11 protein-coding genes are annotated in these 14557 nt (G+C 60.6%); 5 read left to right on the forward strand and 6 right to left on the reverse strand.

The window, feature by feature from the left end; all coding sequences use genetic code 11:
• The first annotated feature begins 39 nt into the window (after positions 1-39).
• The gene (locus AC13RE_RS09700) at positions 40-1209 is read left to right on the forward strand and encodes an alpha-D-ribose 1-methylphosphonate 5-triphosphate diphosphatase (protein ID WP_488562775.1); all 1170 of its coding nucleotides are present in this window, start codon (positions 40-42) and stop codon (positions 1207-1209) included.
• 57 nt (positions 1210-1266) lie between these two features.
• Here AC13RE_RS09700 and purN read toward each other — a convergent pair whose 3' ends face one another.
• Complete coding sequence (purN, locus tag AC13RE_RS09705; protein WP_132716276.1) at positions 1267-1938, reverse strand: phosphoribosylglycinamide formyltransferase; 672 nt, start codon at positions 1936-1938, stop codon at positions 1267-1269.
• Entirely contained in the window at positions 1935-3008 is a 1074-nt protein-coding gene (purM, locus tag AC13RE_RS09710) for a phosphoribosylformylglycinamidine cyclo-ligase (RefSeq protein WP_488562776.1), read from the reverse strand. The genes purN and purM overlap by 4 nt, the downstream gene beginning before the upstream one ends.
• A 222-nt stretch (positions 3009-3230) precedes the next feature.
• Here purM and AC13RE_RS09715 point away from each other — a divergent pair, with 222 nt between their 5' ends.
• The 4 genes from AC13RE_RS09715 to ppx all read left to right on the forward strand — a co-directional run bounded on the left by AC13RE_RS09715 (position 3231) and on the right by ppx (position 8886).
• The gene (locus tag AC13RE_RS09715) at positions 3231-4361 is read left to right on the forward strand and encodes an AI-2E family transporter (RefSeq protein ID WP_132716278.1); all 1131 of its coding nucleotides are present in this window, start codon (positions 3231-3233) and stop codon (positions 4359-4361) included.
• Positions 4362-4363: 2 nt separating this feature from the next.
• A complete protein-coding gene (gene hdaA, locus AC13RE_RS09720; RefSeq protein WP_488562777.1) occupies positions 4364-5077 on the forward strand; it encodes a DnaA regulatory inactivator HdaA in 714 nt (237 codons plus the stop codon).
• A 75-nt stretch (positions 5078-5152) separates the two neighbouring features.
• Entirely contained in the window at positions 5153-7354 is a 2202-nt protein-coding gene (locus AC13RE_RS09725; RefSeq protein WP_132716280.1) for an RNA degradosome polyphosphate kinase, read from the forward strand.
• A gap of 11 nt (positions 7355-7365) precedes the next feature.
• Complete coding sequence (ppx, locus tag AC13RE_RS09730; RefSeq protein ID WP_488562778.1) at positions 7366-8886, forward strand: exopolyphosphatase; 1521 nt, start codon at positions 7366-7368, stop codon at positions 8884-8886.
• 63 nt (positions 8887-8949) lie between these two features.
• On the opposite strand, the gene AC13RE_RS09735 is transcribed toward ppx, so the two are convergent.
• From AC13RE_RS09735 to AC13RE_RS09750, 4 genes are all read right to left on the reverse strand, one after another.
• Positions 8950-10308: an esterase-like activity of phytase family protein gene (locus tag AC13RE_RS09735; RefSeq protein ID WP_488562883.1), complete on the reverse strand. Its 1359-nt coding sequence runs from the start codon at positions 10306-10308 to the stop codon at positions 8950-8952.
• A 163-nt stretch (positions 10309-10471) separates the two neighbouring features.
• On the reverse strand, positions 10472-11524 hold the full coding sequence (locus AC13RE_RS09740; protein WP_488483436.1) for an adenylate/guanylate cyclase domain-containing protein: 1053 nt from the start codon (positions 11522-11524) through the stop codon (positions 10472-10474).
• Positions 11525-11715: 191 nt separating this feature from the next.
• Positions 11716-12861: a ribonuclease D gene (gene rnd, locus AC13RE_RS09745; RefSeq protein WP_488562779.1), complete on the reverse strand. Its 1146-nt coding sequence runs from the start codon at positions 12859-12861 to the stop codon at positions 11716-11718.
• 170 nt (positions 12862-13031) lie between these two features.
• Complete coding sequence (locus AC13RE_RS09750) at positions 13032-14423, reverse strand: multicopper oxidase family protein (RefSeq protein ID WP_488562780.1); 1392 nt, start codon at positions 14421-14423, stop codon at positions 13032-13034.
• Positions 14424-14557 lie beyond the last annotated feature (134 nt).

Here is a 14557-nt window from a genome sequence, read left to right on the forward strand (position 1 = left end):
CGCCCTTCCTTCGCTTATGGATGTTTCAGGAGAAAGCCGATGTGGCTCAGCAATTTCACGCTCGTTCTTCCTCATGAAGTCGTCGAGAAGGGTGCAGTGCGCATTGAGGACGGCGTGATTGCCGAAATCCGCTCGGAGCCGGTGGAGCAGCCGACTTTTGATGGCGGTGGCCGCTTGCTGATGCCGGGCTTCGTCGATCTGCATTGTGATATGGTTGAGCGCGAGATCGCGCCGCGGCCGAATGCGATGATGCCGATCGATTTCGGCATTCACGAGCTGGACAAGAAGCTGGCGGCGGCCGGCGTCACCACGGCCTTTGCGGCGCTCTCCTTTGCGACCGAAAGCGTCTACGGCCACGTCCGCTCGCTCGAAACCACCTCGGCGGTGATCCGCGGCATCGGCAGCCTGCGCGATGAACTCCTGATCGACCACCGCGTCCATGCACGCTACGAGATCACCAATCTCGGCGCTGCTCCGACCCTGGAGCGGCTGCTGGAAGAAGGCTCCGTCGATATGATTTCGCTCACCGACCACACGCCGGGGCAGGGGCAGTATAACGACATCGAAAGCTATATCCGCAGCATGTCCGAGCGCCGCTCCATGTCGCGCGAGGCGGCCGAGGAGGTCGTGGCGAAGCGCATCGCGCAGCGCGAGGACCCTGAGATAGAGCGCAAGCTGCATGACGTGGTCGAACTTGCGCTGAAGCACAAGCTATCGCTCGCCTCGCATGACGACGACAGTGCCGAAAAAGTCGCCGCGATGCACGATCTCGGCGTGACGATCAGCGAGTTTCCGGTGACGGGACCAGCTGCGGAAGAAGCCTGCCGTCGCGGTCTCTGGACTTTGATGGGCGCGCCGAACGCACTGCGCGGCCAGTCCATGTCCGGCAATCTCAGCGCCCTGGATGCGGCGCGCTCCGGCCTGCTCGGCATCATCGCGGCTGATTATCACCCGGCGGCCTTTGTGCCGGCGATTTTCAAGATCGCCGATGTTGTTGCCGGCGGCCTGCCGGCGGCTGTTGCGACGGCAACCGCCAACGCTGCCCGTTCGGCCGGTCTAACGGATCGCGGTGAGATTGCTGTCGGTCAGCTTGCCGATCTGGTCGCCGTCGAGCCCGGCTCGGTTCACCGTATCCGCGCCACCTTCCGCGGCGGCCGCATCGTCTATAGCGACGGCACGCTGCATCCGCTGATGGCAATTGCGGCTTGAGGAAGGGCGATTGAGAGCGGCGGATGAGGGGGACTGTTTGCCGCCGGAATTCCTTATTTAACCTGCGTCCCCAAGCAGTGACAAAATCTGCCGTCCATCGACAGCAGGTATTTTGCCGAGGCTCACGGCCTTGCCGCCTTCCATCCTGACCTTGCCTTCCGCCAGCAGCCGCAGCGATTGCGGATAAATCTGATGCTCGACCGTAAGTACGCGGGCGGCAAGGCTGTCGGCGGTATCGTCGGTCAAGACAGGCACGGCAGCCTGGCCGACGACAGGACCTTCGTCCATGCCCTCGGTGACAAAATGCACGGTGCAGCCGGCGATGCGCATGCCGGCGTCGATGGCGCGCTGATGAGTATGCAGGCCGGGGAAAAGCGGCAGGAGGGAGGGATGGATATTGATGATCCGGCCCTCATAGGCCTGGATGAAGCGGCCGGAAAGCAGCCGCATGTAGCCGGCGAGGCAGATGATATCGGGCGAGAGGGCTTTCAGCTGCGCAAGGATCGCCTCTTCATGGGCTTCCTTGCTGGCAAATTCCTTGCGCACGAAAGCGAAGGTCGCGATGCCCTCCGCCGCAGCCTTTGCGAGGCCACCCGCATCAGCCTTGTCGGAGATGACGCCAACGATCTCGGCGGGGTAGTCAGCTGCCTTTGTGGCTTTCAGAAGAGCCAGCATGTTGGAGCCGCCGCCCGAGATGAAGACGACGACGCGTTTGCGCGGCGTGGTCATAGAGCGAGCGTGCCCTTGTAGACGGTGCCGGGAGCGCCTTCTTCGCGGGCGATCATGCGGCCAAAGGTAACGACCGCTTCGCCTTCAGCTTCAAGCGCAGCCTTCACGGCGTCGACGTTTTCCTGAGCGACAACCACGATCATGCCGATGCCGCAGTTGAAGGTGCGCAACATTTCCTTGGCCTCGACGCCGCCCGTCTTGGCAAGCCAAGAGAAGACCGGCGGCACCTTGACGGCGGCCAGATCGATTTCGGCGGCCAGATGCTTCGGCAGTACGCGCGGAATATTCTCCGGGAACCCGCCGCCGGTGATGTGGGCGAGAGCCTTGAGGGCATGGGTTTCACGGATCGCCTTGAGCAGCGGCTTCACATAGATGCGCGTCGGCGTCAGCAGCGCTTCGCCGAGCGCCTTGCCTTCGGCGAAGGGAGCCGGCGCATCCCAGCCGAGCCCGGAAAGCTCGACGATCTTGCGCACCAGCGAGAAGCCGTTGGAATGAACGCCTGACGATGCCAAGCCGAGAATGATGTCGCCCTCGGCAATATCGCCGGACGGCAGCAGCTGGCCGCGCTCGGCCGCACCGACGGCAAAGCCCGCCAGATCGTAATCGCCGTGGGAATACATGCCCGGCATCTCAGCCGTCTCACCGCCGATCAGCGCACAGCCTGCGTCACGGCAGCCTGCCGCGATGCCGCCGACGATCGCTGCGCCCTGGTCGGGGTCGAGTTTGCCGGTGGCGAAATAATCGAGGAAGAAGAGCGGTTCGGCGCCCTGGACGACCAGATCGTTCACGCACATGGCAACGAGGTCGATGCCGACGGTGTCGTGATAATTGGCGTCGATCGCGATCTTGAGCTTGGTGCCGACGCCGTCATTGGCGGCGACCAGCACCGGATCGGTGAAGCCGGCGGCCTTGAGGTCGAACAGGCCGCCGAAGCCGCCGATCTCGCCATCGGCACCCGGCCGGCGCGTCGAACGGACGGCAGGCTTGATCTTTTCGACCAGCAGGTTGCCGGCGTCGATATCGACACCCGCGTCGCTATAGGTCAGACCGTTTTTCCCAGACTGGCTCATGCTTCCGCCTCCGATGGCCGCCCGTCCATTATGACAGGGCTTTGATCGGGTCGCCATTGCATGATAGGGGCCTTTATGCAAGGCGCAAGCGCCGCAACACCCTCAATTTTCCCCGCTTCCCATTGCTCAGGGCAGATTTCCGGCCGCAGACTTGACCATAATTGCGGCATCATCCTATGTCCTAAGCACACGGCAAACGGGCGCGGAGTAACGGGGAAGACGATGGAGCAAAAGGTCAGCGGGGCGAGCCTCAAGCGTCAAGTCACCTTCTGGGTGATCGTGCTCGTCGCCTTCATCGCCTTTATCTATATCTTCAGCACGATCCTGCTGCCGTTCATCGCCGGCATGGCGGTTGCCTATTTCCTCGATCCGGTCGCCGACCGGTTGGAGCGGATCGGCCTCAGCCGCCTTATGGCAACGGTGGTGATCCTCGTCTCCTTCGTGCTGCTCTTCGCGCTGGCTCTGACGATCTTCATCCCGATCATCGTCAATCAGTTCAACGATTTCATCCAGCACATTCCGACCTATGTGCAGCAGATCCAGCAGCTGATCGCCAAGGCGCAGACCATGGTGCTGCCGGATTGGATCCGCAACCAGCTCGGCGCGATCAAGGACAATTTCTCCAGCATCATGTCCGAAGGTCTGAGCTTCGTCGGCGGCCTGTTCGCGCAGCTCTGGAGCTCCGGCAAGGCGCTGGTCAACATCCTCTCGCTGATGGTCGTCACACCCGTCGTCGCCTTCTATATGCTGCTCGACTGGGATCGGATGGTCGCCAAGGTAGACGACTGGATCCCGCGCGATCATGTTGCCACCGTTCGCGAAATCGCCCGCGAGATCGATCAGGCGATCGCCGGCTTCATTCGAGGGCAGGGCTCGCTCTGCATCATTCTCGGCGTCTACTACGGCGTCGGTCTGTCGCTGGTCGGCCTGAACTTTGGCCTGCTGATCGGCCTCTTTGCCGGCATGATCAGCTTCATTCCCTATGTCGGCTCGATGGTTGGCCTCGTTCTGGCCGTCGGCGTCGCGCTCGTTCAGTTCTGGCCGGATTATCTCTGGGTCGGCCTGACGCTCGTCGTCTTCTTCACCGGCCAGTTCCTGGAAGGCAATGTGCTGCAGCCGAAGCTCGTCGGCGAAAGCGTCGGCCTGCATCCAGTCTGGCTGATGTTCGCGCTTTTCGCCTTTGGCGCGCTCTTCGGCTTCGTCGGGCTGCTGATCGCCGTTCCTGCCGCTGCAGCCTGCGGCGTTCTTGTCCGCTTCGCCCTTTCGCGCTACCTTCAGAGCGATCTCTATTACGGACGCTCGGAAGCGGGCAAGGCGCGCAGAGCCAAGGCCGGCAAGACCGAGAATAGCTAGACATGACCGACGCAAAGAACGCTGATCTAAGGCGCAAGGCCGCCGAGCAGCTGCCCTTGGCCTTTACGCATGACCCCGCAAACGGGCGCGACGATCTGCTCGTCGCCGATCCCTTGAGCGCGGCCGTGAGGATCGTCGATTCCTGGCCACATTGGCCGTCGCCGGTGGTGATCCTGGCGGGGCCTGTCGGTTCGGGCAAATCGCATCTCGCCAGCATCTGGACCGAGCGGTGCGGTGCCGCCCACATTCATCCTGTCGCCGGCTCCGATGCCGCAGTCGCAGCGGCAAACGGCCCCGTCATCTTCGAAGACGTGGATCGCATCGGCTTTGACGATACCGAACTCTTCCATGTCATCAACAGCGTTCGCGAAAACGGCACCAGTCTTTTGATGACGAGCAGGCTTTGGCCGATGTCCTGGCCGGTGACACTGCCCGACCTGCGCTCCCGCCTGAAAGCGGCAACGGTGGTCGAGATCGGCGAGCCGGACGAGGAATTGCTGTCACAGGTGATCGTCAAGCTCTTCGCCGACCGCCAGCTTTATATCGATGACAAACTCGTCCTTTATATCGTCAATCGCATGGAGCGTTCCCTGAACGCGGCGCAGCTGATCGTCGACAGGCTGGACCGGCTGGCGCTTGGACGGGGAACTAGGATCACGCGCCTGTTGGCCGCCGAGGTCCTGAACGAGCTGGGCAGTTCCGGCCAGCCGGATTGAGCTGGCTGCGACTGTCACAGTTCCGTCGTCAAACTGATATAGGTGGCACAAGATTGGAAAGAGGGTAGGTGGAACATGGACTCGGCACTCACGGAACATCAGGACGCCAACCAGGAAAATCCAGAGGCGGCACCTGCGGTCAACGAATTGATGACCAGCCCCGAGCGCTTCATCAACCGCGAATTCTCCTGGCTGCAGTTCAACCGCCGCGTCCTTGAGGAGACGCTGAACACCGCACATCCGCTGCTGGAACGTGTCCGCTTTCTCTCGATTTCCGCCGCCAACCTCGATGAATTCTTCATGGTGCGCGTCGCCGGCCTCGAAGGCCAGGTGCGCCAGAAGATCCTCGTGCGCACGCCAGACGGCAAGACGCCCGCCGAGCAACTCGACGATATCCTGCGCGAGATCGACAATCTGCAGATGGAGCAGCAGGCCTCGCTGGCCGTTTTGCAGCAATATCTCGCCAAGGAAGATATTCTGATCGTCCGCCCGGCTGCCCTTTCCGATGCCGATCGCCAGTGGCTCCATAATGAGTTCGAACAGGCGATCTTCCCGGTTCTGACGCCGCTCTCCATCGACCCGGCCCATCCGTTCCCGTTCATTCCGAACCTCGGTTTCTCGATTGCGCTGCAGCTCAAAAGCATGAACGGCCGCGAACCGATGACGGCGCTGCTGCGCCTGCCGCCGGCGCTGGACCGTTTCGTGCGCCTGCCGGACGCCAGCAACGTCATCCGCTACATCACGCTCGAAGATGTGGTGAATATCTTCATCCACCGGCTCTATCCGGGTTACGAGGTTCAGGGCTCGGGTACTTTCCGCATCATTCGAGACAGCGATATCGAAGTCGAGGAAGAAGCCGAGGATCTGGTGCGCTTCTTCGAAACTGCGCTGAAGCGCCGCCGCCGTGGGTCCGTGATCCGCATTGAGACCGACTCCGAAATGCCGCTCGAGCTTCGCCAGTTCGTGGTGGAATCGCTGAACGTGCCGGGAAACCGCATCGCGGTTCTGCCGGGCCTGCTCGCGCTCAACACGCTCTCCGAAATCTGCAAGGCGCCGCGCGACGATTTGCGCTTCGAGCCTTACAATGCCCGATTTCCTGAGCGCGTCCGTGAACATGCCGGCGATTGCTTCGCCGCAATCCGCGAAAAAGATATGGTCGTCCACCACCCGTACGAATCCTTCGACGTGGTGGTCCAGTTCCTTCTCCAGGCTGCTAGGGATCCTGACGTTCTGGCGATAAAGCAGACGCTTTACCGTACCTCGAACGATAGCCCGATCGTCCGCGCGCTGATCGATGCAGCCGATCTCGGCAAATCGGTTACGGCGCTGGTGGAACTGAAGGCCCGCTTCGACGAAGAGGCGAACATCCGCTGGGCGCGCGATCTGGAGCGCGCCGGTGTGCAGGTCGTCTTCGGCTTCATCGAGCTCAAGACCCATTCGAAGATGTCCATGGTCGTGCGCCGAGAGGACGGCAAGCTGCGCACCTATTGCCATCTCGGCACCGGCAACTATCACCCAGTCACCGCCAAGATCTACACCGATCTTTCCTACTTCACCTGCGACCCGAAGATCGCCCACGACATGGCGAATATCTTCAACTTCATCACCGGCTATGGCGAGCCGGAACACGACATGAAGATCGCGGTCTCGCCCTATACGCTGCGTCCCCGCATCCTCCAGCATATCGAAGGCGAGATCGAGCACGCCAGGAACGGCCATCCGGCCGCGATCTGGATGAAGATGAACTCGCTTGTCGATCCCGACATCATCGACGCGCTCTATCGCGCCAGCAATGCCGGCGTCGAGATCGATCTGGTGGTGCGTGGCATCTGCTGCCTGCGTCCGCAGGTACCGGGTCTATCGGAAAATATCCGCGTCAAGTCGATCATCGGCCGCTTCCTCGAGCACAGCCGCATCTTCTGCTTCGGCAATGGTCAGGGTCTGCCGTCGGACAAGGCGCTGGTCTATATCGGCTCCGCCGACATGATGCCGCGCAACCTCGATCGTCGCGTCGAAACGCTCGTGCCGCTCACCAACAAGACCGTGCATGAACAGGTGCTTTCACAGATCATGCTGGGCAATATCATTGACAATCAGCAAAGCTACGAGATATTGCCGGACGGGACTTCACGGCGCATGGAAGTGCGTCAGGGAAAAGAGCCATTCAACGCGCAGCAGTATTTCATGACCAATCCCAGCCTGTCTGGCCGTGGTGAAGCCTTGAAATCCAGCGCTCCGAAACTCATCGCTGGACTGCTGTCGGGCCGCAACAAATAAATTGGACCTGCATGGTTGAATCAGAAGCCCAGGGGCGTCTTCCGGGCATCGCCCCTGTCTCCGTTGTCGATATCGGGTCGAACTCGGTCCGTCTTGTCGTCTATGAAGGCCACTCGCGGTCGCCAACCATCCTCTTCAACGAAAAAGTGCTGTGCGGCCTCGGCAAAGGCATAGCGCTAACGGGAAAGATGGATGAGGAAAGCGTGGCGCGGGCGCTTGCGGCGCTGCATCGCTTCAAGGCACTCTCCGATCAGGCGCGTGCCGCCACCATCTACGTCCTGGCAACGGCTGCGGCGCGCGAAGCCAGCAACGGTCCGCAGTTCATTCACCAGGCCGAAGCCATTCTTCAGCGCAAGGTGCGCGTGCTTTCCGGCGAAGAAGAGGCACGTTTCTCCGCGCTCGGCGTCATCAGTGGTTTCTTCCATCCCGATGGCATTGCCGGGGATCTTGGCGGCGGCTCGCTGGAGCTGATCGACATCAAGGACCATGAGATCGGCAAGGGCATCACGCTGCCGCTCGGCGGCCTGCGTCTGTCCGAATATGCCGGCGGCTCGATCGATAGGGCGCGCAGCTTCGCGCGCAAGCATGTCAAGACTGCGAAGCTATTGAGCAAGGGCGAGGGCCGCACGTTCTATGCGGTCGGCGGCACATGGCGAAGCGTCGCCAAGCTGCACATGGAAATCCGCAAATATCCGCTCCACATGATGCAGGGCTATGAAGTGCCGCTGGATGAGATGCTGCGGTTCCTGGATCAGATCGTCGAAGCGAAGGATTCGAAGGATCCGGCATTTCAGACGGTGTCCAAGCATCGCCGTTCGCTGCTGCCTTTCGGCGCAGTCGCCATGCGCGAAGTGTTGACGGCCATGAAGCCGTCCGTCATCTCCTTCTCCGCCCAGGGGGTTCGTGAAGGTTATCTCTATTCGCTGCTGACCGAGGCCGAGCGTAACAGCGATCCGCTGCTCACCGCAGCCGGCGAGCTTGCGATCCTGCGTGCGCGCTCGCCGGAACATGCCCGTGAGCTTGCCGATTGGACCGGGCGAATGATGCCCTTCTTCGGGATCACCGAGACCGACGAGGAAAGCCGTTATCGCCAGGCAGCCTGCCTGCTTGCCGATATCAGCTGGCGTGCCCATCCGGATTATCGCGGCCTGCAGGCGCTGAACATCATCGCCCACACGTCCTTCGTCGGTATCACCCATGCCGGCCGCGCCTTCATCGCGCTTGCCAATTACTATCGCTTCGAGGGCTTGAACGACGACGGTGCGACCGAGCCGCTGGCAACGATCGCTACGCCGCTCTACATCGAACGCGCCAAGCTACTCGGCGGGCTATTGCGCGTCGTCTACCTATTTTCGGCCTCGATGCCCGGTATCGTCCGCAACCTGTCGTTCCGCCGTTCGACAAAGCCTGATCTCGATCTCGAATTCGTCGTTCCCTCTGAATATCACGATTTTGCCGGCGAGAGGCTGGACGGCCGCCTGCAGCAGCTCGGCAAGCTCACCAATCGCCGCCTGGCTTTCTGCTTCGAATAAGCTTTGTGTTGCATGGGATTGAAGCCTCTCCCTGCACGGCAGGGAGAGGCGGTTTCATTGTGCTTACTTCGCGTTCAGGAAATCGCCGACTTCGAGAAGGCTGAATTCATTGTCGTCAGCCTTGTTGACCGCGCGGCCTGCGGAGAAGGGCAGGTTATTGTCGTTGCCGATGATGATGTGCGTGGCATCAACGCGGTCGACATTCTCGATGGTGACGAAGGGCATGTCGTAGAAGCCTTCGCCGCCGCTCTCGCGACGCTTGTGGTCCGGATCTTCGATGTGCAGAAGGTCGATATAGCCGATCTTGCGAACGGACTTGCCGACATTGGCGTCGCTGAACTCGATCTTGTAGACGCGCTTCAACTCTGCCGGGACCTCGAAGCAATCTGGCTTCGGCTGCTTGGGGTCGGTACAAGCCTTGTCCTTCGTGCCGGCGCCATTGTCGCGTTCGATGACGAGGGCAGTCTTTTCATCAAGCATGTTGAAATCGCCGATCGACACACCCTTGTCCGCGAAGGGATAAAGCCAGCTGCGACCGGTCCAACTCTTCGAGGCAACGTCGAATTCGATGACGCGGATGGCCGTCTTGCCATCGACATTCTCCATCTGGCCGTCATCCTTGTAGATCGGGCCCTCCAGCAGGCCGTAGAGCTTGGAGCCGTCCTTCGACATGGCGAGACCTTCGAAGCCGCCCGAGCGCTTCAGATTGAAGGCCGGCATCTTCTGTGTGGGGTTGCCCGGCAGCTGGATCAGCGGATTGTCGGGCGACATAACCGGCTTGCCGTCGAGCGTCGTTGCGAAGACGTCGGTCAGTTGGCCGTCCGTGTCGAATTTCAGCAGGTAAGGACCGAACTCGTCGCCGATCCAGAAGCCGTCGGCGACCGGCTGGATCGATTCGATGTCGAAGTCGGCGCCCGTTAGATAACGCTTTTCGGCGCCTTCCATGACGATCGGGAAGGGGGCCTTCTTGTTCGGGTCGGACAGGAACAGGTTCTTGACGACCTCGGCCTTGCCGCTGTCCCAGTTGAATTTCAGCTGATGCAGGAAGAGCATCGCGTCCGATGAGTTCTGCTTGGAGCCGAAGCCGTTGTCGGAGAGTGTCCAGAAGGTGCCGTCGGGCATAGTCTTGATGCCGGAAAAGCCCTGGATCGGCTGGCCGGCGAAGGGCAGCTTCAGGTCGGTGACGCGGGCGCCATCCTTGCCCGGCACGGTGCCGAGAGCGTCGGTGCGCTTGCGATCCGGCGTGGTGAACTTGCCTGAAGTCTTCAGGAAATCTGGTGCATCGGCAGGAGCGGCAGTGATGGTGTTGGCCGGCAGGATTGCTTGGCCGACGAGCTTTGCCTTGAACTGCTGCTCGTCTGCCTGGGCCGAGCCGGCAAGCAGAATGAAGAGTGCCGTGGAGGCGGAAAGGATTCGGGTCATCATGTCACCTTGTGGCGGAGAGTGGCGAAAACAACTCCGCATAACAGTCGACCTGTGTCCGCGAATTAACGCTCAGGTGAAGATTTGGTGACTGTGGACAACCCATAGGCTGTGAAGCTCAGGCGTGCATCGGTGCTGAACTGCAGCCAACAATTCGTATTGTTTACGATCTGCCGCGAACGGTCTTCAACGCTTGCCGGTCTTGTGTATGAAGGGCGATCACGCCGAGGTGCTGATCGCGGCCACGAACGGCATGTTCGCCGAGTTCTTCCTTGAGGACTCCTTCGGGAAGCTCCATCCGTCTGGCGAGGTCGCTGGAAATCAGCACCTGGCGCTCCAGCGTTTTGCAGAGCGACTCCAGCCTTGCCGTCGTATTCACCGTGTCTCCGAAATAGGCGATCTTGTGATGGTCGACCCCGATTTCGGCCGTCACCACGCTGCCGCCATGCAGAGCGGCCCTAAGACGAGGCACCCTGCCGTAGGATTTCAGCCAAGTCTCGGCGTTCTTTTCGATATCGTCGAGGATATTGAAGACGCAGCGCACGCAATTGGCATTCTTGACGCCCCGTTGGAGCGGCCAGGTGATGATGGCGGCATCACCGATATAGTCGTCGATCGCGCCCTTGTGCCGCCGCACCGGCTCGGCCATGGCACTGAATACCGCGCCAAGGAATTCCTGCGTTCTCAAGTCGCCATATTCCTCGGCAAAGGCAGTGGAGCCGACGAGATCGACGAAAAGAAAGACACGCTCCTCCTGCACGGGATTGCGGTAACGGCCGGTCAACAGGCTGGAGAAGACGTCACGACCGAGCAATTCCCGCACGCGGCCGATGAAAATGACGATGGCGGTTACGACGACTGCATAGATGTAGACGTCTATCTTCAGTACTGTCAGGTCTTCCCATGATGCTTTGACGAGGCCCAGCAATTTCATGGAGCTGCCTGCGATGGCATAGCCGACGCTCATCAGCAGGAAATCGACGACGAGAGCCGAAAGGATGAAGGCCGGCGTTGGCAGTCTGTGCATCCAGTCGCTCAGCCGCGGCAGGATCATGCGGCGCTCGAAGGCGAGCAGCGGCATGCCGCAGAACAGGGCGAAGATTCCGCCGATATATATCGGAGATTCAGGAAAGAATAGTTTGCCGTAAATGACGCCCGTCGAAGCGACGAACAGCGATATCAGGATCCAGTTGCGCATCGAATGGAAAATACCCATTCACTTTTCCGCCGAGAAACGACGCCTGTCCTCGACGCGGAATTGCGCCGGCAAACTGGAACGTCATCGAATAGAACGATTACATCAGACGTTCATTCCATGAGATTTGCGGCGCAATCGTGATTGCAGCCGCCATACCACTTCGCGAATCATACGCAATTACAAGGGATCCGGGAAGGAGAATGTCTTGACTAGAGGGCGACGGTCTCGATTCGCTTGCCGACGAAGCGCAAAGCCACTTGCCCCTGTATCAGCTGCAGGGCCGTCTCGCCGAAGAGATCGCGCCGCCAGCCGGTCAGAGCCGCGACATCGGCCTTCTCTCCTTCGGCGGCGATCTTGTCGAGATCCTCGCTGTTGGCGATGACTTTCGGCGCGACGCCATGCTTTTCGGCAATCAGCTTCAAAAGGACTTTCAACAGTTCGGAAGCCGCTGCGGTACCTTCGGGAGCCTGCTGGTGGCGCGGCGGATGCGGCATTTCGGCCTTTGGCAGCGCCAATGCAGCATTGATCGCTTCAAGCACCGCCGTACCGGCGGCAGAGCGCTCCCAACCCTTCGGGATGGTGCGCAGCCGCGCAAGCGCCTCGGTGTCCTTCGGTTGCTGCTGGGCGATCTCATAGATCGCATCGTCTTTCAGTACGCGTGCCCGCGGGACATTGCGTGCGCGGGCCTCGCGCTCGCGCCAGGCGGCCACAAATTTAAGGACGGCCAGTTCCTGCGGTTTGCGCAGCCGCATCTTCAGCCGCTGCCAGGCATCGTCGGGGTGCAGGTCGTAGGTCTCGCGCGCCTCCAGGATCGCCATCTCCTCCTGCAGCCAGGAGGCGCGTCCTTCGCGCCGCAACTGCTCCTTGAGCGAAAGATAGACGTCGCGCAGATGCGTGACGTCGGCAAGCGCATAGTCGAGCTGCTTTTCCGAGAGCGGCCGCCGGCTCCAATCGGTGAAGCGGGAGGACTTGTCGATATGGACGTTCTTGATGCGGCTGACGAGCTGGTCGTAGGAAACCGAATCGCCGAAGCCGCAAACCATTGCCGCAACTTGCGTATCGAAGATCGGATGCGGAATGAGGTTGCCGCGATGGAAGATGATTTCAATGTCCTGGCGGGCAGCATGAAACACCTTCAAAACCGATGAGTTGGCCATCAGTTCGAAGAAGGGCGCGAGATCCAGCCCCTTGGCCAGCGGGTCCACCAGCACTTCGGTGGTGGGGCTTGCCATCTGTATCAAACACAGCTCCGGCCAGAAGGTCGTTTCTCGCAGGAATTCCGTATCGATGGTAATGAATTCCGACTTGGCCAGCTCTTGGCAGGCCGCCTCCAATTGGGCGGTAGTTTCGATCATATCAACACATTCAATGGTAAAATACTTCCTTAACTTCCTTCTCCTTTCAGCCGGATATGTCAATACTTTCGCGGACAAAGCCCTTGCCGCATTTCGCTTTTCGCTGAAATTGCCGGGGACTGTGACAGCTTCGACCGAAACTGCCTGCAAGCGAGGTGGCTTGCGACCGCCTACGCCACACGGATGTAACTCGTCATGCCCGTCTTCTGGTGTTCGATGATATGGCAATGCAGCAGCCAATCGCCGGGATTGTCGGCAACGAAGGCAAGCTGCACTTTCTCGTCCGGCTGGATCAGATAGGTATCGGAGACAAAGGGCTGCGCCTGCCGAGTCGAAGAGGAGAGGACCGTAAAGCTCATCCCGTGCAGGTGGATCGGGTGGCTATGCGGCGTGACGTTTTCCATGTCGATGACATAGCTCTTGCCGAGTTTGAGCTCGGCAAGCGGCGCGGTCGGATCAGGCGTATCGCCCGGCCAAGGCACCTTGTTGATCGCCCAGAAGCTGTAGCCGAGCGAGCCGCATATGCTGTTGTCGGCGGTGTTCTCCGCCGTCGAGCTCAAGATCAGCGGAATATGGGTGGCCGAGCCGAGATCTGCCCTCTGCACGGGATTGTCTTCGAGCGGCGCCAGATCGCGTACGTCTCGCTTCAAGGACGCGCCCACGGCGCGCAGCGTCGCTAGCACTTTCGGATTGGTGCCCTTGATGTCCTCGAGCTTGACGACCGCGCCTTCGCTGTCGGGCATGCGCACGGCAAGCTCCAGCCGCTGCCCCGGCCCAAGCTGCAGAAGATCGAGCGGAAAGCGCTGCGGTACGGGATTGCCGTCGATCGCGATCACTGTCGCCTCGGCGCCGTCCATGCGGAAGGAATAGATGCGCGTGACATCGGTAATGGCAATGCGCAGCCGCACCAGCCCGCCGGAAGGCGCGTCATATTGCGGCTCCTGTTGCCAGTTGACGGTCCGGACGGTGCCGTAGGTGCCGGATTTCGCGGCATCCCGCGGCCTGAATTGCGCAATGAACTGTCCGTCTCCTCCCAGTCGCCAGTCCCGCAGATTGAGCACGACTTCCGAATCGAACGCCGGATCTTTAGGGTTTTCGACCACGATGACGCCGGTCATGCCGTGGCCCATCTGCTCCAGCGTGTTGCAATGCGGATGATACCAGAAAGTACCGGCATCCGGCGGCGTAAAGGCATAGTCGAAATGATCGCCGGTATAGACATAGGGCTGGGTGAGGAACGGCACGCCATCCATCGCGTTCGGAAGTCGGATGCCGTGCCAGTGGATAGTCGTCGGATCGTCTATGCCGTTGATCAGTCTCGCCGCGAAGGGCTCGCCCTTCTTCATGCGCACGACCGGCGGCATGCCGGCATCGCCATAGGTCCGGACATTCTTGGTCTTGCCGCCGTCGGTAAGGTTGGCCTCGATCTTGGCCGTCTTCAGCGTGAGTGGCTCGGCCGCGGCCGCCTTGTCGGCGAACTTCCCGGCAATGCCAAGGCCTACCCCGTAGGCGCCGGCAACGGCTGAAACTTTGAGCAGATTGCGGCGGGTAAGGATCGGCATGTTATGCTCCGGGGGCGACGATATAAGGATGCCTGTTTAAAGTTGACTGGAGTGTTCAGCAATAGCATCCAGGTAGCCAAACCGCGGCAGCGGCTACTTGCGCGTGGTATGTTGCATAGCGACTGAAAACAGCT

This window comes from Martinezella sp. CNPSo 3959, assembly GCF_057784355.1.